Consider the following 21,484-nt stretch of genomic DNA (forward strand, 5'->3'; position numbering starts at 1 on the left):
CCCGCATGGCCGTCAATCCGCCTTGATGGATTGTTCTTTCACGACCTTGCGCCACTTGAGCATTTCGGACTGCACGAATGCATGGGTGTGCTCCGGGGAGTCCAGCGTGAGCGTCAGGCCTTCGCCACTCGCCCGCCTGCGGAATTCCTCCGTCTCGGAGGCGCGTTTGAACACCCCATGCAGCTGCTTGATCACGGGCACAGGGGTGCCGGTGGGCACGAACACGCTGTACCAGACGTCCGCCTGGTAGCCGGGCACGCCAGCCTCGGCAAAGGTCGGCACGTCGGGCAGAAGGTGTGAACGCGTTGCGCTGGTCACGGCCAGGGCGCGGAGTATTCCGCTGGCCAGGTGTGGCGCCACGCTGGGCATGGTGCCAAAACCCACGTCGACCGAACCACCCAGAACATCGGTCACCATGGGCGCCGCGCCGCGGTAGGGCACGTGCGTCACGAAGATCTTCGCCGTGAACTTCAGCAGCTCAGCCGCCAGATGGGTCGTCGTCCCATTGCCTGCCGAGCCGTAGCTCAGCTTGCCGGGCTGCGCCCGGGCCAGCGCCAGCAACTGGGCTGCGGATTTGATGGGGCTGTCGGCACGCACGACGGCCACGTTGGGCGCACGGCCGAGCAGGGTGACCGCTGTCAGGGCCTCCGGCGCGTAGGGCAGTCTGGCGTGCAGGCTGGGCACGATGGCCACGGCACTGGTGTTGAGCAACATGGTGTGCCCGTCGGGGGCGCTCTTGGCAACAAAGTCGTTGCCGATCACCGTGCCGGCGCCGGCCTTGTTTTCGACCACGGTGGGCTGACCCAGCTCGCGGGTCAGGGCCTCGCCGAGGGAACGGCCAATCGTGTCTGTGCCACCCCCGGCAGGAAAGGGGACGACCATCCGCATGGGCCTGGAGGGAAAGCCTGTGGGCTGCGCCTGGACCGACGTGCTCAGGAGCGCGAAGCCCAGACAGAGGCCGGTGCTGACGAGCCCGGTGCGGGATGTGACGAAGGCCATGTCTTGTCTCCTGTTGTGTTGCTGCAATTGCGAAAGTGAACTGAAGTCGGCAGCAGACGGGACGCCATCGAAACACCCGCAGGCCGGAGCGCAGCTTAGGTTGAATCCAGTGTTTTTGGATGAAGCAGATTCCACTGAATGGAATGTTCGGGTGCATGATGGCGCTGGCACCGCAGTGAGCCGCAACACCGGCCCGATCCCTGGCTTTCCGTGGAACCGATGGAGACAAGCACCATGAAGATGATCGAAACCCCCGATGCCGAAGCACGACTCGGCCGCTCGCCCACCAACCGATCCCTGGTGCGGGGCATCGACATCCTCAGGGCCTTTCGTCCCGGATCCAACTGGCTGGGCAACAGTGAACTGGCCGAGCGCACGGGCCTGTCGCCCTCCACGGTGAGCCGTCTGACCCAGACCTTGGTGATGACGGGCATGCTCCAGCACGATCACCATCGCAGAGCGTACCGACTGGCACCGCCCGTGCTGAGCTTTGCCCACGCCATGCGGACCGGGTCGACCGTGCTCGCGATGGCGGCGCCCAGGATGCGCGCGCTGGCGGAGAGTCAGCGCATCAACGTGGGCCTGGCCGCCCCCGACAGGGACGAGATGGTGTATCTCGAATCCATTCGCTACAACCGCCGGGTGGCCTTGCGCAACGTGGTCTCCGGACAGCGCGTCCCCATGGAACTGACCTCACTCGGTCGAGCCTATTTGTCGACCCTCTCGGCCGCACGCAGGAAGTTGCTCTACGCGTCGTTCGCGCTGCGTTGCGGATCCCATTGGAGCAAGGTGCATGGGGACATCAACGCCGCCATCAAACAGGTCAACGCACACGGCTTCTGCGCCGCTTCCTGGCAACCCGAGGTGGTTGCGGTGGCCTCGCCATTGCCCACCTTTGAGGGCATCTACGTGCTGAATGTCAGCGTGTCGACCGAAGAGCCCATTGCCCACGCCGTGCGGCAACTGTCAGGGCCATTGATGGACCTGGTCGCGGAGTTGCAGACCGAGCTGGCTCGACTGAACGAACCCTGAGCCGCCGTTGCAGAGAGGCCCGGCATGTGGGCATGTGGGCAGGTGCATGTCGTGACGAAGGCATGCTCAAGGCGCGGCACCACGGCTCCCGCCGGGCGCCGTGCGCCCAAAGATTTCATGACGCCCGCCCTTCGGAGAGTCGTCGCCGTGACTTGTGGAGTTGTTGAACAGCGCGCCGCAGCGCGCTGATTCGACGCAGGGCCCGCTCCATGTCGGTCAAGGCCAGACGCGAGTCGGCCCCGGCGGCCAGCAGGGCGGCCTTGAGGTCCTCGTAGCCCGCCTCCATCGCGTTCAGGTCTGCTTCCAGGCGAACCAGGTCGGTCGACTGGGTCCTGTCCCGATCCACCAGCGACGCGTCGGCTGCAGCAACAAAGGCCTTGGCGGCCGCGGCCAGACGTGCATCTGCCAGACCCGCCAGGGGCAACGCGGCAGCCACTTCCGCCTGCTCGGCACCGGCTTCGTGGTAGCGCTGGATGCGCAGCAGGTCGGCCAGCCGCGCGCTGGCGACCTGCGACATCGAGGCGCTGCGCAAACGCTCGACGAAGCGTTCGATCGCGGTGTCAAGGCTCAAGAAGATCGTGTGGTCGGCCTTCAGCGTGGTCACGTCCGCGCCAGTCAGCGCACGGCGAGTCATGCGAACCGCCACCTGTCCTGCACGGGTCACCTCGCGCGTCAGCGCGTCCAGCGCCAGTGTGGGCACAGCGAGCACGTTGTCGTCAAGGAACTGCGGCCGCGCCTCATCTTCCTCGCGGGCTCGGAAACGACGTTGAAGCCAGTGTGTGAGCCGCTCTGCCAACGGCCACATCAACAGCACACCGATCAGGTTGAATGTGGTGTGGAAGAGAGCCAGCTCGGTAGCAGGATCCGGCGACAGGCCGAGCACCTCGCGGGCCGCGCCCAGCGCGCCGATGAGCCAGGGCAGGAGAAGCAACGCGACGACGCCCGTGAGGAGGTTGAACACCACATGGGCGGAGGCTGCTCGCCGAGCGTTCGGCGTCGCACCGATGGCGGCCAGCAGCGCCGTCACGGTGGTGCCGATATTCGCGCCGATGACGACGGCCGCCGCACCTTGCAGGCCGATCAGTCCACCCTGTGCGGCGGTGAGGGTGATGGCCATGGCCGCGCTGGACGACTGCATCAGCACCGTCATCAGCAGCCCGATCCCGAGCTGCGCCAACACCACCAGCGGCCCGCTTCCTTGCGGCAGACTGATCTGGCTGGCCAGGACAGCAAAGGCCTGTTGAAGCAGGGCAATGCCCATGAACAGCAGGCCAAAGCCCGCAAGCGCAGTGCCGATGGCACCGCTGCGGCGACCCTCGCCGGTCAAGCGCATCAACGCGCCCAGGCCGACCAGTGCCATCGCGAGCGCTTCGACCTTGAACTTCAGACCGACCAACGCGACGATCCAGCCGGTCATCGACGTGCCGACGTTGGCACCGAACAGCACCCACAGGGCGGGACCGAGCGCCAGCAGACCTGCGTTGACGAAGCCGATGGCTGCCACGGTGACCGCGCTCGACGACTGAACCATTGCCGTGACCAGCAAGCCCGAGCCCAGCGCGTGCAACCGCGTGCGTGTGGCACCCGCCAGGATGCGATGCAACGCAGGGCCGGCCGCCTGCTTCAGCCCGTCCGTCATCATGCCCATGCCGAGCAGGAACAACCCCAGCCCGCCCGCCACCAGGCTCAGTGTCTGGACATCGGTCATGTCAGAACCCAGCTGGCCAGCGCGGCGATCATCGCAATGCACACCAGGTTGAGCACGAGACCACAACGCATCATGGTGGTCTGCGACACCTGCTCAGTGGCGTACACAAGCGCGTTGGGTGGCGTTGCCACCGGCAGCATGAACGCGCAGGAAGCCGACACCGCAATGGCCGCAGCGAACAGTGACGGGGGTAAGCCAAGCGTTGCCGATACACCCACGAAGATCGGCACCAACAAGGCCGCGGAGGCGGTGTTGCTGACCAGCTCGGTGAGAAACACGACGAAGGCCACCACGCCCAGGAGCAGCAGCACCGTCGGTGCACCCTGCAAGACTGCTGTGACGGCTCCAGCCAGAAACTGGCTCGCACCGCTCGTTGCCATCACCTCACTCAGTGCCAGTCCGCCGCCAAACAGCAGCAGCACGCCCCACTGCGTGCGCCGCTCGATCTGCGGCCAGGTGATGGCTCCACTGGCCACCAGGGCAATGATGGCCGCCACCGAGACGACGCTGTCAACATCGGCTGTGATGCCCAGCGCCCGGCCCAGCGGTGCGGCGCCGATCCAGCCCGCGGCCGTCAGGGCGAACACCAGCATGGTGATGTGCTGCGGTCGGGTCCACGGCTCTGAAGACGTGCGCGCCAGAGGCGCTGGGTCCCGCGCGCCCAACCGTGGGCGAAGCACGAGAAAGAGCACTGCCACCATCAGCGGCAACAGCACCACCACCATCGGCACCCCGATGCGCATCCACTCGGCAAATCCGATGCCGGCCTGCGCTGCCGCGATGGCGTTGGGCGGGCTGCCCACCAGGGTGCCGATGCCGCCAATGCTGGCGCTGTACGCCACACCCAGCAACACGAAACTGCGCTCGCGCCAGTCGTCGCCCTCGCGCATCAGGCCCAGGGCCAGCGGCAGCATCATCGCGGCGGTTGCCGTGTTGCTGATCCACATCGAGAGCAGTGCCGTGAGGCCAAAGAGCATCGCCACAGCAGTTGAGCGCCTGCCCGAGGCCAGGCGCATCACGGCCAGCGCCAGCGCACGGTCCAGGCCTTGCTGTTGCAGAGCTGCCGCGAGCGCAAAGCCGCCGAGGAACAGGAAGATGATGGGATGTGAGAACGACGCGAGTGCCGCGCGAAGGTCCATCAGGCCCGTGAGTGTGGCCAGCAAAGGCACCAGCAGAGCGGTGACGCTCAGGTGCAGGGCCTGCGTCATCCACAGTCCGCCGATCAGCGCGAACAGCGCCAGCCCGAGGCGCAGCGCCTCGGGCTGGGGTGCACTGCCGTAAACGAGTGCCGCCAGCGCCAGGCAGGCGAGTGCGCGCAGGGTCGAGGGCAAGCTCATGCTTCGCGAGCGGTGGAGACCAGTACATCCGTGCTGCCTTCAGCAAGCACATGTTTGCTGACGCTGCCCAACAGCATGTCGTCGACGGCCGATCGGCCGTGCTTTCCCAGCACGACCAGATCGCAATCTCCTTCTTGCTCCTGTTCAAGGATGGACTGGGACGCATCGCCTTCGACGATGCAGGGCGCCCACTCGCCGGCTTTCAGACCACTCGAAGCGGCCAGCGAGAGCACCCGCTGAAGTGCGTCCGCGCGGGCTTGCTGGCGGTAGTGATCCATGGTGGCTGCATCGACGCCCGCGTAGCGCAGCTTCGATTCGAACGGCACCTGGTAAGCGTTGAACAGCAACAGCCGCGCCTGTGGCGCCACCCGCCGAGCCAGCGCGATGGCGTGCGCCGACCAGGGTGAAAAGTCCAGCGCCACAAGAACACGCCGGTAGGCCTCGTGCGGCTTGTGTCGCACGACCAGGATGGGCCGCCTTGTGCGGCGAAGAAGCCGCTCGGAGGTCGTGCCCAGCACCAGTTGGCGCAGGAATCCTGCACCGCGTGCACCCACCACCAGCAGGCTGGCGTCCTGGTCCTCACACTCGCGGCCGATCTCCACCAGCGGGGACCCGGTGGATTGCACCGGGCGAATGGTCACATGGCGATGGGTCTGCAGTTCGGCAACCAATGCCCCCAGATGCCGATCTGCTTCATCGCGCAGTTGCTGCGCCATGGGGTGGCCGGCGCCCAACCATTCGCGAAGCTCCTGCAGCGCAGCGCCGGGCAGGACATGCATCAGCGTCAGCGGAGCACCGGTCTCGTGCGCGAGGTGGGCTGCCCTTTCGGCCGCATGGCGGGCCGGCGCTGAGAAATCCGTTGCGGCGAGGATGGGACCCGGCGAGGTCATGGAAGTCATGTTGTTTTCTCCTGCTCATGAATGTCTCGGGCGAGACGCACCGCCGCGTGGGCGGCGTCGCGCACCCCCTCGGGATCGAAGTCCACGCCGATCACCCGCAGCCACGGTGAAAATGCGTTCATCAAAGCGGCTGAGCGTACAGGAGCAAGTTGAAACCGTGATCGTCACCAGGCCCACAAGGGTCGTCAGCCCCATGCCCCAGTGTGATGGCCATGGCCACAAACACAATCGACAACTCGGGGATCCCGCGCGCCACCCGTCTTTGGTGCCTGCCGAGCGACAGCGCTGGAACCAGATGATGGCCACCGATGTCCAATGTGCGGCACCGCATAGACCGGCATCGGCAGCCCTCAAGATACTTCGCCGGAACGCGCACAGAATATCTGGATGGATGCTTTTCCGCAGTGGGGCACACCATGATCGAACAACGCATCGGGGAGGGTCCGCGCATGGCGCGCTTGGGTATGTCGCCGGGTGAGCAAAGCTCGATCGGATTTCGCCTGCCGTGGCAGGTGGCCCTGCTGATCGTGTTGGTTGTGGCTGCGATACTGCTGCGGCGAGAAGCGCAGACCTCGCATTGGCAGGCCCGGGAGTTGAGCGCTTACGCTGCCACGCTGAGGCACCACGTCGTCCCCGGACCGGCAGACCCCATCGTGTTCCCGGCCCACGGCCCGTTCGACCAGCGCCTGGGCTATGCCGACATTCCCGCCTTCGCCGAGCGCATGCGGGCGCGCGGTTTCGAAATCGCCGAACAGTCCCGCCAGAACGATGCCCTGAGAGCCCACGTAGCACGGGGCTGGTTTGCCCCTTACGCCGAAAAAACGCAAGCCGGACTCACCGTGTTCGATTGCAACCGCCAGTCGCTGCACGCCTTTCGTTACCCCTACCGTCACTTCGAGCGATTCGAAAGCGTGCCGCCGGTGGTAGTGCAGGCCCTGCTTTTCATCGAAAACCGCGATCTGCTCGACCCCGATCGCCCTGCGATGAACCCGGCGGTGGACTGGTTGCGCTTCACGCGTGCAGTGCTCGGGCAATTGGGCAGCCGCATCGACGCCGACATCGATACACATGGCGGCAGCACCCTGGCCACGCAGATCGAAAAATTCCGTCATTCGCCGGGAGGCATCACGCACGACGCGCGCGAGAAGTTGCGGCAGATGGCCTCGGCCTCGGTGCGGGCCTACCAGCAAGGTGCCCACACGCTGCCGGCGCGCCGCCAGCTGGTGCTCGACTACCTGAACACGGTGCCGCTGTCGGCCGCACCGCATCACGGCGAGGTGCACGGCCTGGGCGATGGGCTGTGGGTATGGTTCGGCACCGACTTCGAGGGCGCCATGGCCGCACTCTCGAGCACCGGCGCTGAGGCGCACGACCCGACGGCGCGGGCCATTGCGTTGCGCCAGGCGGTGGCGCTCATGATCGCCCACCGCCGGCCCTCGTGGTACCTGGCGCAGGGCCGCCAGGAGCTCGAACGCGCCACCGACGCCCACCTGCGGCTGCTGGCTGCAGCGGGCATCATCGACGCCGGCTGGCGTGACAACGCGTTGCGCCAGACACTGGTGTTCCGAGACATGGCGAAGGACCCACCGCTGCAGCCCGCCACCGCGAACAAGGGCAACACCGCCGTGCGTACCCGACTGGCCAGTCTGCTCGGAACCTCGCTCTATCGCCTGGACCGGCTCGACGCCGAGGCCAGCACCACCCTTGACGGAAAGCTGCAAGACGCCGTGAGCGACTACCTCGGGCGACTGACCGATCCGGCCTTCGCCCGTTCGCAGGAGCTGATGGGCGAGCGCCTGTTGCAGACCGCGACCCTGGGCGACGTGCGCTACAGCTTCACTCTGCTGGAGAGCACCACGCAGGGCAACCTTGTGCGGGTGCAGACCGACACCACCCAGCAGCCGCTGGACATCAACGAAGGCAGCAAGCTCGAGTTGGGCTCCACCGCCAAACTGCGCGTGCTGGCGACCTACCTGGAGCTGGTCGCCGAGCTGCACGGCCGACTGGCGCCGCTGGAGCCCGCAGCGCTGAAGGCCACCGAAGTCAGCCCGCGGGACAGTCTGGGCCGCTGGGCGGTTCAATACCTGTCTGGCCCCCACGACCACAGCCTGGAGGCCATGCTGGAAGCCGCGATGGAGCGCCGTTTTTCCGCCAGCCCGAACGAGCCGTTCTTCACCGGTGGTGGCGTTCACCGCTTTCACAACTTCAACCGCAAGGACGACACGCGCCAGCCCACTCTGCGCGAGGCCATGCAGGCCTCGATCAATCTGCCCTTCGTGCGACTGCTGCAGGAGGTCGTGCGCCATACCCTGGCCCAGGGGCCGGGCCGCACCGCGCGCCTGCTGGAAGACCGGTTCGATCCGCGCCGGGAAACCTACCTGGCCCAGTTCGCCGACCGCGAGGGCCAGGCCTTCCTGCGCCGCTTCTGGCGCAAGACCGACGCGCGCACCCCGGAGGAACTGCGCGCCATGCCGCTCGACGGGTTGCGCCCCGGCGCCGACCGACTGGCTGCGGTATTCCGTTACCTGGAACCCTCCGCATCGCCCGAAGCCCTGGGCGTCTTCCTGTCGGCGTACCTGGGCGCCCAGGCACCCGCCGCATCCCGCGTGGCCGTGCTGTACGAGCGCTTCGCGCCCGAGTCCATGGACCTGCCGGACCGCGGCTATGTGGCGCGGGTGCACCCGCTGGAACTCTGGCTGATTGCCTACCGCCTGCAACACCCCGACGCCACCCTGAGCGAGGCGCTCGCCGCCAGTGCCGCCGAGCGCCAGGCGGTCTACCGCTGGTTGTTTCGCACGCGCGCCAAGGATGTCCAGGACACACGCATCTACACCATGCTGGAAGTGGAGGCCTTCCTTGAGATTCACCGCCGCTGGACCCGCCTGGGCTATCCCTTCGGCCACCTCGTGCCCTCGCTGGCCACCGCCCTGGGCAGCTCCGGGGACCGTCCCGCCGCGCTCGCCGAGTTGATGGGCATCATCGTCAACGACGGGGTGCGTCGGACCACCCACCGCATTTCAGACATGCGCTTCGCGCAGGGCACGCCCTGGGAAACCGCGCTGTGGCCCACGGCTGCAGCGGGCGAGCAGGTCATGGTGCCAGAGGTGGCCCGGGCGTTGAAGCAGGCCCTGTCGGAGGTGGTGGAGGCCGGCACCGCGCGGCGGCTCGCCGGCAGCTTCCAGTCCGCCTCAGGGGCTGACCTGTCACCCGGCGGCAAAACCGGCACCGGGGACAACCGCGTGGTCGTGAAGGGGCGCGACGGCCTGGCGCTGAACCGCACGGCCACTTTTGTGTTCTACCTGGGGCCGCGACACTTCGGCAGCGTGACAGCCTACGTTGTGGCATCGAACGCAGCCGAGCACCGCTTCACGTCCGGGCTTCCAGTCCAGATCTTGCGCTCCATGGCCCCGGTGTTGATGGCCCACCTCGACGGTGGACCCGAGAGCGGATGCCCGCGCGAACCGTGACGCCAGGGTGCCGGCCCTGTTGAACGAACGGGGTATGTGCCATCCAGGGCGATCGCCGACGGAACGGGGCTCGCGCAGCAGACCGTGGGCTTGCCTGTGGTCGTCTCGCTGGTGGCAATGAGCACCTGGTTTGCCCTGTTGACCAAGAACTCTCGGTGTCAGTTCTCCCGCGTCAGCACCACATGCGTTGCCTTTGGCGTCGTGGCGTGTTCGGTGCAGCGGTAGCCGAGTGCCGGCAGATCGAGGTCGACGAACAGGGCTTCGCCCGAGCCGAGCAACACCGGCGCGATCGCGAGATGCAAGGCGTCCACCAGCCGCGCGCGCAGGTACTCGCGGATCGTCTCGACGCCGCCGCCCAGCCGGATGTCGCCACCCGCGGCGGCTTCGCGTGCGAGCGCAAGCGCGGCTTCGATGCCGCCGGTCACGAAGTGGAAGGTGGTGCCGCCCGCCATCACCAGCGGCGCCCGCGCATGGTGTGTCAGCACGAACACCGGGCAGTGGTAGGGCGGCTCGTCGCCCCACCAGCCCTTCCAGGTCTCGTCGGGCCAGGGGCCGCGGATCGGGCCGAACATGTTGCGGCCCATGATCCACGCGCCGACGTTCTCAAAGCCGCGCGCGGCGTAGTCGTCGTCGACGCCGGTCTCGCCGCCGTCGCGGCCCTGCATGCGCTCCCAGGTGCGGGTGGCGAACATCCATTCGTGCAGGCTTTCGCCGCCCCGCCCCAGCCCTTGATCGCGGCGCTGGTCGGGTCCGGCGCCGTAGCCGTCGAGCGAGAGTGAAAAGCTGCGTACTTCAAATCGGCTCATGGTTGAAGCTCCTGTCGTCAGGGTGGGCGACTGCGGCGTCAGAGCCGCGCCCGGTGGGATCAACGGATTTCAGCGAGGCTCACGCCGACGCGCCCGGCGTACAGGGCCAGAGCGCGTTGAAAGGCCGGGCGGGCCAGGCAGCGCTCGCAGTAGGCCCTGACCCTGGGCAAGGGCGCCATCAGGTCGGTCTTGCGGATTTCGCGCAGCTCGCAGGCCATCATGATGTCGGCCACCGTGAATTCGGCGCCCGCGATCCACTCGCGGTCCGCAAGGTGCCGCTCGACGTCGCCGAGCCAGCGGCTGGCGAGCTTGCTCACCGCCGAGCGAAGCTGGCGAGCGCCGCTGTCAAAGATGTCGATGGTGTCGATGCAGGCCAGGGTCGACCCGACGGTGCTGACGGCAGCGAAACACCACTGAACGACGCGGGTGCGCCCCTGGGTGTCGCCTGGAATCAGCCGGCCGGCCTTCTCGGCCAGGTAGAGCACGATCGCGGCGGACTCGGCCACCACGAACCCGTCGTCGTCGATGAGCGGGGCCTGGTGAAAGGGGCTGATCCGGCTGAAGGCCTCGCCGTCGAGTTCACCGCCGGTGTGGTCGAGCGCGTGGACCCGGTACGGCAGGCCCGATTCTTCGAGCGCCCACTGCACCCAGAGGTCTTTCGTGTGTCCGCGTCCTTCGGGAAAGATGCGCCCGAAACCATAGAGCGTGATCATGTCCTTCTCCTGGCCATCGGGTTGCCTCAGCCGTCACCGCCATAGGGCCGGGTGATGATCTCGAGGTAGTGGCCGTCTGGATCGTTCCAGTAGACGCCGCGTCCGCCGTCGTGGTGGTTGATGCTGCCCGGTTGCTGGTGCGCCGGGTCGGCCCAGTACGGCAGCCCACGGGCCTGGATGCGCCCGAAGATCTGGTCAAACTCGTCCTCGCTCACGAGGAAGGCGTAGTGCTCGATCGTCAGGTGCTGATCGGCCCGGATATAGGCCAGCGTGACGTGGTTGTCGAGCTCGACGTCCCAGAACGGACCGAACCGGACCGGGGCCGCACGGCCCAGCATCTCGCTGAGGAAGGTGGCCGATACGAGCGGATCGCGGGCGTGAACGATGGTGTGGTTGAGGTCAATCGACATCACAGGGCTCCTTGCAGGGGTTCGCTGCCATGCTGTTCAAACACAGGCGGGCGCGCCCGGGTACTCCATCTCGAGCGCCACCCACTCGCGCCGCGCGGCGCCGAAGCGATGTTCGATCTCGCACAGGCTTCGGTCAAGCTGCTGCAGCGGCTTCAAGGCCGGTGTCAGGGGCAGGCGCGGTGTGTCCGGTGCCGCAGCGCCCACGGCAATCGGCATGCCGCTGCGCAGCCGGACGGTGCCGGACGACGCCGATTCGGCCCGCACGCTCACGCGCCCGGTGCGCGACCAGGCGTCCGCGGTCAGCGCCAGGGTGATGTCGTCCATGCCCTCTTGCACATCCACGCCCCAATCCTCGCGCGACCAGAAGGCCGCCTTGTTGAGCAGGTAGTTCGCACCCCTGCGCACGGTGAGCGCAAAGGGTGTGCTGTCGTGCTCCGGCGTCCACGAGTTGGCGCCCAGTTCGGCCGCGACCGCCGCGGCCTTTTCACGTCCACCCATCGCCTCCACGAGAGCCAGGGCGACCGGGATCGATGCCGTGATACCGGTCGTGGTCGCCACGTCCCGATCCACCAGGTAGCGCTGGTGCGGCACATGGGTCGAGCCTGGATGGCGATCCAGCACCTTGCTGCGCGAGGACCAGTGGCCAGCGAAGCGGCGGCCGTCGAGCAGGCCGGCGCTGCCGACCACCAAGGTGCCGTTGCATACACCGACGATGCGCGCGCCGCGTTCGGCCTGGCGCCGCAGCCAGGCTGTGACGACGGGATCGGCATCATCGATCAACGCCGGCACGATCACATAGTCGGCCCCCGAGGGGTGAACACGGTCGAAACCTTCGAAGTCCTGCGGCACTTCCACTTGAAGCGCGGGGAACAGCTCGACCCGTCCGCGTCGCGACCCCACCGCCGTCACGTCGGCCACGTCGGCGCGCTTCAGCACCGCGTGCGTCAGCAGGAAGTCGGTGGTTTCGGTGCCTTCGTTGAGCGCAACAATCGCCACCACGGGCCGGCCTGCGTGGCGTGGCTTCATGGCGTGCACGAAGGCCTGCGTTTGCTGTTCGCGCAGGGCCGGGTCCGCGGGTGCCGGCGGCATCTTCGTGCCCGCACCGCAACCGGCCAGGGCTGCAACCATCAAAATCACCATTCCTGTCGACCTGAACATAGCCACTCCGCTTTTCGGGACCATGTTGTGACCTTACGAAGTCTCACGCCAGCGGGCAATGACGAAAAGTCCGCACTTTCTGCCATCGACGTGGTGCTTGTCGCTTTCGATGGCGCCGAAGCGATCGATGTCGCCGGGCCGGCCAGCGTGTTCAGCAAGGCCGAGCACCTTCGACCCGGAACGTATCGCCTTCACACCGCGTCACCCACCGGTGGCACGGTCCTGACGAACGCCGGACTGAGTCTCAGCGGTTTCTGCCGCCTCGACGAGCTGCCGGTCCGGATCGATACGATCATCGTTGCGGGCGGCGAGGAAACGGGCGTGCGTGCCGCCATCGTCGACCATGAGGTGAGCGCCTGGCTGTCGAAAGTCGCCCCTGGCGTGCGGCGCGTGGCCAGCGTGTGCAGCGGCGCCTTTGCGCTCGCCGCAGCCGGGCTGCTCGACGGCCGCCGGGCCACCACGCACTGGCGCGCGTGCGATCAGCTGCAGACGATGCGGCCGCAAGTGTGCGTGGAGCGCGGCCTCGTCTATGTGCACGATGGTCCGGTGTGGACATCGGCGGGCGTCACGACGGGCATCGAGTTGGCACTGGCCTTGGTGGAAGACGACGTCGGGCGCGACGTGGCGATGGACATCGCACGCACGCTGGCATTGCCACTGCTTCGCGCTGGCCATCAGACGCAACTGAGCGACACATTGCTGGCGCAGTCGGCGGTGCGGCATCGCCTGCGCGACCTCATTGCCTGGATCGACCTGCATCCGGGCGAGGACCTTTCGGTGGGCGCACTGGCCGAGCGGGCGCACATGAGCGAACGGCAGTTCGCCCGCGCGTTTGCAGCCGAAGCCGGCACCACACCCGCGCGCTTCGTCGAGCAGGCGCGAGTGAAGGCCGCAACGCGCCTGTTGCGACAGACGCACTGGACGCAGGACAAGATTGCGAGCAGCAGCGGCTTCCGCTCGGTCGATGCGTTTCAGCGCGCGTTCCGGCGAGCGCATGGCGTCACGCCACACACCTATCGCGAACGCGCTTGAAACATCGTTCGGGCGAGCGCCTGAGGTGCCACCCGACCCCGATCCGGGCGCTCAGCTTGCGGCCGAGCGCCGGGGAGACCTTACAGCGAGGCGTCCTTGATCTTCTTCAGGGGGCGAACCTTCACACGCACGGTGGCGGGCTTGGCTGCGAATTCGCGCTCAACCTTGGTGAAGGGGTCGATGCCGCGGCGTTTCTTCTTGGCGGGGATCGCCTGCGCGGTGATCTTGAGCAGACCTGGCAGCGTGAACTCGCCCAGGCCCTTCTTGCTCATGGAGGCCACGATCGTGGCTTCCAGCGCAGCCAACACAGCTTTGGCGGCCTTCGGCTCGACACCGGCGACCTCAGCCAGGTGAACCTGGAGCGTGGTCTTGTTGAAGGCCGTCTTGATCGGCTTCAGTGTCGCCAAGCTTGCCGCCGGCTTCTTGGTCACCGCGGCCTTGGGGGCCGCGACTGGTTTTTTGACGGCGGGTGCTGCCTTCTTCGCAGCGATGGTCTTCTTTGCAGTTGCCATGGATGTATCTACTTTCGATGGATGTAAATGCGCAAAGCGCGCCACGCGATTGTAGAAACCATGAGTGCACACGCGAAATTGATGGCGGTGGGCCGGCATCGCATCGCAAACTCACCGTTGTGCCTTGGGCGCAGCGACTTGTCACGGCGCCTGGTTCGCACACGCACCAGTGCCTTCAACCTCCGCGCTTCCAACCCCGCAGCAGCAGCGCATTGCTCACCACGCTCACACTGCTCAATGCCATCGCAGCACCTGCCACCACCGGGTTCAGCAGACCAGCTGCCGCAAGCGGGATGCCGATCACGTTGTAGGCAAAGGCCCAGAACAGGTTTTGCCGGATCTTGCGGTAGGTGCGGCGCGAGATGTCGATCGCATCGGCCACCAGCGCGGGGTCACCACGCATGAGTGTGATACCGGCGGCGTGCATGGCGACGTCGGTGCCGGTGGACATGGCAATGCCCACGTCGGCCAAGGCCAACGCCGGTGCGTCGTTGATGCCGTCCCCCACCATGGCCACCGTTCGGCCACCTTCCTTGAGCCGGTTCACGATGGCTGCTTTGTCTGCGGGCAACACTTCGGCTTCGATGTGGTCAATGCCCAGGACGTTCCCAACGGTCGAGGCGCTGCCCAGGTTGTCACCAGTGATCATCACCGTGCGAATGCCCAAAGCCTGCAGGCTCCGAATGGCGGTGATGGCGCTGGCCTTGGGCGCATCGCCAAAGGCCAGCATGCCCACCAGAGCGGGTGCTTCCGTCACGTCGGCGAGCCATGAGACCGCGCGTCCGTCGTCTTCGAGCTGGCGGGCGGGCTCGGCAAGTGCCGAAGTGTCCACGCCCAGCTCCTGCATGTAGCGCGGACTGCCGAGGCGCAATGCACGGCCCTGCACCTCGGCCGACATCCCGCGCCCGGGAACGGCGCTCACCTTGGCGGCGGAGAGCAGGGCAAGGCCCGCCGCTTCGGCGGCGTTCATCACGGCGCGTGCCAAGGGGTGCTCGCTGCCGGCCTGCATGGCCGCACTCCAGGACAGAAGATGGTCATCGTGGCCGGGGGTTGCCGCCGCCGCGACAAGGGTTGGCCTGCCTTCGGTGAGCGTGCCCGTCTTGTCAAACGCGACGGTGTTGATGCGGTGCGCGATCTCCAGCGCTTCGGCGTCCTTGATCAGGATGCCCTGGCGAGCGGCCACCCCGGTGCCGGCCATGATGGCCGTGGGGGTCGCCAGGCCCAGTGCACACGGACAGGCAATCACCAGCACCGCCACCGCATTCAGGATGGCTTGCTCCCAATTGCCGGTGGCCAGGCCCCAGCCCAGCAGGGTGAGTGCGGCGATGAGCAGAACGACCGGAACAAAGACGGCACTCACGCGGTCCACGATGCGCTGGATCGGGGCCTTCTTTGCCTGAGCCGATTCGACCATGCGCACGATGCGCGAGAGCGTGGACTCGGCGCCCACCGCCGTGGTCTCCACCAACAGCAGTCCCTCGGCATTGACGGCGCCGCCTGTGACCTTGTCGCCCGCGTGTTTGGCCACGGGCAGGCTCTCACCCGTGATCAACGATTCGTCCACCTGGCTAGACCCGATGGTGACCACGCCATCCACCGGAATGCGCTCACCCGGGCGAATCACCACGGTGTCACCCACCTTCACCTGGGCAATGGTGACGTCCACATCGCCATAGGACATGCGCACGCGCGCCACCTCGGGCTTGAGGGCGTTGAGGGCTGCAATGGCGGCGGTGGTCTGGCGTTTGGCGCGCGACTCCAGCCATTTGCCCAGCAACACCAGCGTGATGATCACGGCCGAGGCTTCGAAGTACAGGTGCGGCGTGCCGTGTTCGAGGTGCTTGAACAGCAGATACACACTCAGACCGTATCCGGCGCTGGTACCCAGTGCCACCAACAGGTCCATGTTGCCTGCACCGGCGCGAGCCGCCTTCCAGCCCGCGTGGTAGAAGCGCGCGCCCAGCCAGAACTGCACCGGTGTGGCCAGTGCCAGCTGCAGCCAACCGTTGATTGTCCAATCGACGCCGAAGATCATGGCAAACATGGGCAGCACGAGAGGGAGCGACAGCACGGCGGCGAGGGCCACCGGCCACCAGGGCTCGCCTTTGCTTCTTGTGGGCTGTGCTCCCTGATCCTCAGTCGGTTCCTTGCCCACGCTGTAGCCTGCCTTGTGCACCGCGGCCACCAGACTGGCGGGCAGTGTGAAAGCAGCAGCGTTCACGGTGGCCCGTTCGGTGGCGAGATTGACGCTGACTTCCTTCACGCCGGCAACGGCCTTCAAGGCCTTCTCGACGCGGCCAACGCACGAGGCGCAGGTCATGCCTTCGATGGGAAACTGATGCTCGATGAGCGACAAGGTGGCGGTGTTCATGAGGGACTCCAAAGGTTGGGGGTGGAGCGAATGATTGGCCTTCCTGCGGTGGCAAGCGCAACGGCAGATGCAACTTGACATTGCCACCGCGGCAATGCCCAGAGTGAGGGCTCCCTCAACTTTCATTGGAGTCATCCATGCACGAATTCCACCTCCCCGACATGACCTGCGGCCATTGCGCCTCCAAGGTGAATGTCACCCTCAAGCGGGTTGATCCATCCTGCGAGATCCAGGTCGATCTGCCACGGCGTCTGGTCACCGTGAAAAGCGGTGAAGACCGCGATGCTTTGGTCGAAGCGCTGGCTGAAGCGGGCTACCCAACTCTCTGATCCCACTGGTCAAGGCTCTCTCGGTGAGGGCCTTGACCTTCCCACCATGTCAAGCTACATCCTCGGCCCATGCCCTCATTCATTCCATGGAGTTCCACATGACCCCACTCATGAACATCGGCGAAGCGGCCGCTGCCGCAGGCGTCTCCGCGAAGATGATCCGCCACTATGAACAGATCGGCCTGCTGCCCGAGGCAGAACGCAGCGAGGCGGGCTACCGGCTCTATGGTGATCGGGAGGTCTCGGTGTTGCGGTTCGTCCGGCAGTCGCGCCACCTGGGGTTCTCGGTGGCACAGATCGCCGAACTCATTGGCCTGTGGAGCGATTCGCAGCGCACGAGCCGCGAAGTGAAGGTGGTGGCGCAACGCCATCTGGCGGACCTGGAAGAAAAGCGGCGCGAAATCGAGCAGATGATGGAGGGTCTCGCGGTGTTGGTGAAAGCCTGCCACGGCAATGACCAGCCTCACTGCGCCATCCTGGACAAACTCTCGCGCGGCAGCCTTTCTCAGCATCGGCCCCAACAAAAGCCTCAGCTCAAAAAATCCCTGGCCAAGGCCGAAGTGGTCGGGGTCCGCACCTCCAGCCCAATCGACCTCATGGCGTGGATGCGGGGGGTCCACGTTCACCGAAGTTGACGACACTGCGATGCGAAATAGGGCAGTCGCAACAACCAGCGACGTTCAGTCGCAGCGCCTTGGCGCCAGGTCCATTGGATGTGGCGCCCTGCCTACGAAACAACAACCGCAGGGCGCCAGATTGGTTGCTCTGGTGCGTCTGCAAACTCAATGACCGAGGCGACCTCGTGCCACAGGGCTGGACCTACCCTTGTCAGAGTTGATGCGACTGACCACTTCGAAGTTGGTCTTCGCATGAGCGGTCAGTTCGGTGCAGGTGAAGGCCGCCTCGCGTTGACGCTTCCACACGGCAAGGGCCAGCGACAGCGCCCACTGGTCGGCCAAGTGCGGCCCCAACGCTGCGTCGCTCATCTGATAGGCCCGCTGCTCGACCGATTTGTCAGGATGGCGCTCGCAACGATGCGACAGAGATGGTCGGCCCGCGAGGCGAACGAGTGTTGACCGACAAGCCAACCGAGCGCCGACATCAAGGCGAACAAGTCGTCCGCATCCATATCAGCGCGCGCCGTGCCCTCGTCCTGAGCACGGAGCAGCAGTCGAGCGCCCGCTGAGCGCACCGCCATGCATGGCGCGTAGAGCGCTGAGTCCGGATCCGCGTGGGCACTTGCCATCAAAGCCACAACGCCGCTGTAGCTGCCAACGAACGCCACCCCTTCACGAAACCAGGACTCGAGCGCGTCGTCGGGGGGGCTCGACGTTTCAAGTTCGCTTGCCTTCTGCGTCAGCGCATCCAGATTTTCACGCAGCAGCGCTTCGAACAATCCTTCTCGCGTCGGGAAATGACGTAGCAGTGTTGCCAACCCGACTTCGGCCCGACGGGCGATATCTCGCATCGACGCATCGGCGCCGTGCTCGGTGACGACCTCGCGTGCCACCGCAAGCAGTCGGCTGTAATTTTTTCTGGCGTCGGCGCGCATAAAGAACTTTGACAAATGGATCAGTGATCCACATAATCGGACCAGTGATTCGTTTTCGTTATTCGGATTCGGAGCACTGATCCAGATGATACCTCGCCTCCACTTGAGGCGCTACAACCCTAGAAGGATGCATGACATGACCCGACTGAATGGAAAGACCGCCGTGATCACCGGTGGCGCGACCGGAATCGGCCTAGCCGCCGCAAAGCGCTTTGTCGAGGAAGGTGCGTTCGTCTTCATCTTTGGCCGCCGGCAGGAACAGCTCGACGTCGCCGTGGCCGAACTCGGCCCCAATGCTCGCGCGATAAAGGGTTCGGTCTCCGATGAAGCCGACCTGGACCGGCTCTACGCGGCGGTGAAGGTGGAGCGCGGAAGCCTCGACATCGTCTTCGCCAATGCCGGAGCCGGAAGCCCGCTGGCGCTTGGCAAGATCACGGGAGAGCATATTGACGAAACCTTCGACACCAATGTGAAGGGCACGATCTTCACGGTCCAAAAGGCGCTGCCGCTGATGGGCAAGGGCGCATCGATCATCCTGACCGGATCGAGCGCCGGCACCACGGGCGCCCCAACGATGAGCGCCTACAGCGCGAGCAAGGCAGCCGTGCGCAACCTCGCGCGGACCTGGGCGGAAGACCTGAAGGGCACCGGCATCCGGGTCAACGTGCTGTCGCCCGGCGCGACTGCGACCGAACTCGCGAAGACAGCGCTGGGCGAGGAGGGCCAGAAAGCCTACGCCGCGATGACGCCGCTCCAGCGCATGGCTGACCCGGCGGAAATCGGGGCTGCTGCTGCATTTCTCGCATCGTCGGACAGCAGCTTCATGACCGCCAGCGAGGTCGCCGTTGACGGCGGCCTGGCGCAACTCTGACCAGGCGAAGGACATATATGAGCTACGCAATCATCGGCTTCGGCCAGATCGGCCAGGCCCTGGCCAAGGCTTTCGCCCGAAGCGGCATTGAAGTATCCGTTGCCACCACGCGCGACCCGCAAAGCTTTGCAGCCGCCGCGGCTGCGATCGGACCCGAGGTCATTTCCAAAACGCTGGCGGAAGCCGTCAAGGCTGATGTCGTCTTCTTGGCAGTCCGTTTCGAGTCATACAAAGATGTCGCGAAGGCGCTGCCGACCTGGAAGGGAAAGACCATCGTGGATGTGACCAATGCCTACGGTGTGTCCCCTGATGAACTGGTGGAGCAGTCCTCTGCCAAGGCCGTCGCACAGGCATTCACTGGCGCCAAACTGGTCAAGGGCTTTAACCATTTGGTCGCTGGCGTCCTCGAAAAGGATCCAGCCGTCCATGGTGGCAGGAGAGTCGTGTTCCTGGCGAGCGACGATGCCAAGGCCGCAGCGGAGATCGGCGCGCTTGCGGAAAAGCTCGGCTTCTCCCCGATCGAACTCGGCGGCCTGTCCGAAGGTGGACTACTGGTGCAGGCGCGCGGAAAGAGCTGGGGCCATCTGATCTTCAAGGACCTGATCGTGTTCGACAAATGAATCGTGATCGTTGGCATCATCCATTCCGATGAGCCGTGGATCCCCGCCATGCCGCCGCGTGCTCCGCGAATGACCGCGGGACTTTCTACCTCACCCGGCTTGTCGGTCGCTGCCCGCGTACAAACGCGACGCAGGAGTTCGAGCTACTGGAGCCCGAGGCGCTTGAAGCTTTGTCGGATGACGACATCGACGCCCTCGCGGTCGCACTTCGAGACGCACTTGCATGGACACGGGTAGCCGATCTGGACGCCACTGGTCAGCCGATCGCGACGAGGGCGGAGAATGTCCGGGCCAGGACGTACTTCGCCCGGGTGGTCGAGGTGGGGACCGGGGTGGCGGTGGGCCGCAACCGTAGGGCGCCAGAGTAGTTGCGCTGGCGCATTCTAGAAATCAAGGGCTTGCAAGGCTTCGTGCCATAGGGCTGGCTCGGTTCGGGTCAAAGTTCTTGCAACTGGCCGTTCGGGGGTAAAGCCTCTTCCGTTCATCCACAGCCATCAAGGTACTACAAGCGTTGATGCCCGCTCTCGTCTCGAGGCATCGCTTCGCACACGATGTCAATGAATGTGTGAAGACGGCGAGGTTGCCCTTGCGCGCTCTCACCGCGCTTGACGCCGCCACCTGCGCGGCGGCACGCACGCAGAATGTGTTGCCCATCTCAAACGAACAGTACGTTAGCGAGTCCTGCCGCGACCCTCGCCCGTTTCGGCCCACGGCGCGTTGGAGAACTGGTCCACCAGAAACTCGATGAATGCTTGAACCCGCATGGGCCGCGTGCGTCCCGGGGGCGTCACCACATGCAGGGCGATTGAAGGCACTGCCCAGCCATCCAACGTTGTCATCAGCGCCCCCGTCTTCAAGTCTTCCAGAGTGAGGAACTCAGGTTGCATCGCCAAACCAAGTCCAGCTTTGATCGCTGGTGCCAATGCCTCTGCATTGTTGACGCGCAGGGCGGTGGGCACGACTTGCGAGAACTCGCCGTGCCGCGGGTGGGTGAAGCGCCAGGCTTCGCCTGCGCGGGCGTTGACATAGCGCAGCGCGCGGTGAGCAGCCAGATCACGCGGGTGTTGAGGATGTCCGTACCGTTCGAAGTAAGCAGGCGAGCCCACCACTTGCAATCGCACGTTGCAAAGGCGCCGCGCCAGAAGACTCGAGTCGGGCAATGAGGAGATGCGAACGGCCATGTCGAAGCCCTGCGCGACCATGTCGATGATTTCGTCGCTGAAGTGCAGGTCGAGCACGACTTCGGGGTGCTTCGCCATGAAGTCCGGCAAGGCCGGCGCGAGATGCGAGATGCCGAACGACATGGGCGCTGCCACACGAATGCCGCCACGCAAGGTCCGGCTCTGCTCCGTGACCTCGGCTTCAACGGTCTCTCCCTCGGTCAGGATGCGCGCCGCCCGCTCTAGCGCGGCCTCTCCGCTGGCAGTAAGCGACATACGGCGCGATGTGCGATGGAAGAGATTGATCTTGAGTCGCGACTCCAGGCGGGTGATGGCTTTGGAGATGGTGGGCTGAGACAAGCCCAATTCGGCTGCTGCCTTGGCGAACGAGCCGGTTTCAGCGACTTTGGCAAAGATTGCCCATGCTTCGAGATCTGGCAGCTTGGTCATCGGACAAGGCGTTTATCGTGCAATTTTTGGAATCGATGATTTTCTATCTTTTCTATTC

20 protein-coding genes are annotated in these 21,484 nt (G+C 65.6%); 7 read left to right on the forward strand and 13 right to left on the reverse strand.

All coding sequences use genetic code 11. The features are described from left to right. Nucleotides 1-12: 12 nt before the first annotated feature. Nucleotides 13-999 carry a tripartite tricarboxylate transporter substrate binding protein gene (locus tag V6M63_RS15370; RefSeq protein ID WP_332743269.1) on the reverse strand — a complete coding sequence of 329 codons (987 nt, stop codon included), beginning with the start codon at nt 997-999 and terminating at the stop codon, nt 13-15. Between the two features lie 234 nt (nt 1,000-1,233). Between V6M63_RS15370 and V6M63_RS15375 the strand changes: the two genes are divergently transcribed. Beyond that, entirely contained in the window at nt 1,234-2,031 is a 798-nt protein-coding gene (locus tag V6M63_RS15375) for an IclR family transcriptional regulator (RefSeq protein ID WP_332743271.1), read from the forward strand. 115 nt (nt 2,032-2,146) lie between these two features. On the opposite strand, the gene V6M63_RS15380 is transcribed toward V6M63_RS15375, so the two are convergent. The 4 genes from V6M63_RS15380 to V6M63_RS15395 are packed head-to-tail and all read right to left on the reverse strand — an operon-like array spanning nt 2,147 to nt 6,097. Then, nucleotides 2,147-3,739 carry a Na/Pi cotransporter family protein gene (locus tag V6M63_RS15380; RefSeq protein ID WP_332743273.1) on the reverse strand — a complete coding sequence of 531 codons (1,593 nt, stop codon included), beginning with the start codon at nt 3,737-3,739 and terminating at the stop codon, nt 2,147-2,149. Then, complete coding sequence (locus V6M63_RS15385) at nt 3,736-5,076, reverse strand: SLC13 family permease (RefSeq protein ID WP_332743275.1); 1,341 nt, start codon at nt 5,074-5,076, stop codon at nt 3,736-3,738. Before V6M63_RS15385 ends, V6M63_RS15380 begins: the two co-directional genes overlap by 4 nt. After that, the gene (locus tag V6M63_RS15390) at nt 5,073-5,975 is read right to left on the reverse strand and encodes a universal stress protein (protein ID WP_332743276.1); all 903 of its coding nucleotides are present in this window, start codon (nt 5,973-5,975) and stop codon (nt 5,073-5,075) included. The genes V6M63_RS15385 and V6M63_RS15390 overlap by 4 nt, the downstream gene beginning before the upstream one ends. Further along, nucleotides 5,972-6,097, reverse strand: coding sequence for a hypothetical protein (locus V6M63_RS15395; RefSeq protein ID WP_332743277.1), 126 nt, complete (start codon nt 6,095-6,097; stop codon nt 5,972-5,974). The genes V6M63_RS15390 and V6M63_RS15395 overlap by 4 nt, the downstream gene beginning before the upstream one ends. 294 nt (nt 6,098-6,391) lie before the next feature. Here V6M63_RS15395 and V6M63_RS15400 point away from each other — a divergent pair, with 294 nt between their 5' ends. Then, the gene (locus V6M63_RS15400) at nt 6,392-9,442 is read left to right on the forward strand and encodes a transglycosylase domain-containing protein (RefSeq protein WP_332743279.1); all 3,051 of its coding nucleotides are present in this window, start codon (nt 6,392-6,394) and stop codon (nt 9,440-9,442) included. Between the two features lie 158 nt (nt 9,443-9,600). On the opposite strand, the gene V6M63_RS15405 is transcribed toward V6M63_RS15400, so the two are convergent. From V6M63_RS15405 to V6M63_RS15420, 4 genes are read right to left on the reverse strand one after another with little or no spacing between them, the layout of a single operon-like run. Beyond that, entirely contained in the window at nt 9,601-10,248 is a 648-nt protein-coding gene (locus tag V6M63_RS15405; RefSeq protein ID WP_332743281.1) for a dihydrofolate reductase family protein, read from the reverse strand. Between the two features lie 59 nt (nt 10,249-10,307). Continuing rightward, complete coding sequence (locus V6M63_RS15410) at nt 10,308-10,961, reverse strand: glutathione S-transferase family protein (RefSeq protein WP_332743283.1); 654 nt, start codon at nt 10,959-10,961, stop codon at nt 10,308-10,310. Nucleotides 10,962-10,987: 26 nt separating this feature from the next. After that, the gene (locus V6M63_RS15415) at nt 10,988-11,371 is read right to left on the reverse strand and encodes a VOC family protein (RefSeq protein WP_332743285.1); all 384 of its coding nucleotides are present in this window, start codon (nt 11,369-11,371) and stop codon (nt 10,988-10,990) included. Between the two features lie 36 nt (nt 11,372-11,407). Continuing rightward, nucleotides 11,408-12,529: a DJ-1/PfpI family protein gene (locus V6M63_RS15420; RefSeq protein WP_442909600.1), complete on the reverse strand. Its 1,122-nt coding sequence runs from the start codon at nt 12,527-12,529 to the stop codon at nt 11,408-11,410. 93 nt (nt 12,530-12,622) lie between these two features. On the opposite strand from V6M63_RS15420, the gene V6M63_RS15425 reads away from it, so the two are divergent. Further along, entirely contained in the window at nt 12,623-13,561 is a 939-nt protein-coding gene (locus V6M63_RS15425) for a GlxA family transcriptional regulator (RefSeq protein ID WP_332743288.1), read from the forward strand. An 80-nt stretch (nt 13,562-13,641) separates the two neighbouring features. On the opposite strand, the gene V6M63_RS15430 is transcribed toward V6M63_RS15425, so the two are convergent. Beyond that, entirely contained in the window at nt 13,642-14,073 is a 432-nt protein-coding gene (locus V6M63_RS15430; RefSeq protein WP_332743362.1) for an HU family DNA-binding protein, read from the reverse strand. Nucleotides 14,074-14,248: 175 nt separating this feature from the next. After that, a complete protein-coding gene (locus V6M63_RS15435) occupies nt 14,249-16,444 on the reverse strand; it encodes a heavy metal translocating P-type ATPase (RefSeq protein WP_332743290.1) in 2,196 nt (731 codons plus the stop codon). A 137-nt stretch (nt 16,445-16,581) separates the two neighbouring features. Here V6M63_RS15435 and V6M63_RS15440 point away from each other — a divergent pair, with 137 nt between their 5' ends. Then, entirely contained in the window at nt 16,582-16,773 is a 192-nt protein-coding gene (locus tag V6M63_RS15440) for a heavy-metal-associated domain-containing protein (protein ID WP_332743292.1), read from the forward strand. Nucleotides 16,774-16,871: 98 nt separating this feature from the next. Beyond that, nucleotides 16,872-17,408, forward strand: coding sequence for a Cu(I)-responsive transcriptional regulator (gene cueR, locus V6M63_RS15445; RefSeq protein ID WP_332743294.1), 537 nt, complete (start codon nt 16,872-16,874; stop codon nt 17,406-17,408). A 347-nt stretch (nt 17,409-17,755) separates the two neighbouring features. On the opposite strand, the gene V6M63_RS15450 is transcribed toward cueR, so the two are convergent. Beyond that, nucleotides 17,756-18,325, reverse strand: coding sequence for a TetR/AcrR family transcriptional regulator (locus V6M63_RS15450; protein WP_332743296.1), 570 nt, complete (start codon nt 18,323-18,325; stop codon nt 17,756-17,758). 136 nt (nt 18,326-18,461) lie between these two features. On the opposite strand from V6M63_RS15450, the gene V6M63_RS15455 reads away from it, so the two are divergent. Together V6M63_RS15455 and V6M63_RS15460 are read left to right on the forward strand one after the other, a co-directional pair. Further along, the gene (locus V6M63_RS15455) at nt 18,462-19,196 is read left to right on the forward strand and encodes an SDR family NAD(P)-dependent oxidoreductase (protein WP_332743298.1); all 735 of its coding nucleotides are present in this window, start codon (nt 18,462-18,464) and stop codon (nt 19,194-19,196) included. A gap of 17 nt (nt 19,197-19,213) precedes the next feature. Then, entirely contained in the window at nt 19,214-19,816 is a 603-nt protein-coding gene (locus V6M63_RS15460; RefSeq protein WP_332743300.1) for an NADPH-dependent F420 reductase, read from the forward strand. A 671-nt stretch (nt 19,817-20,487) separates the two neighbouring features. Here V6M63_RS15460 and V6M63_RS15465 read toward each other — a convergent pair. Beyond that, nucleotides 20,488-21,426: a LysR family transcriptional regulator gene (locus V6M63_RS15465; protein WP_332743302.1), complete on the reverse strand. Its 939-nt coding sequence runs from the start codon at nt 21,424-21,426 to the stop codon at nt 20,488-20,490. Nucleotides 21,427-21,484: the final 58 nt, after the last annotated feature.

Source organism: Hydrogenophaga sp. (genome assembly GCF_036675665.1).
Classification (GTDB): Bacteria; Pseudomonadota; Gammaproteobacteria; order Burkholderiales; family Burkholderiaceae_C; genus Hydrogenophaga.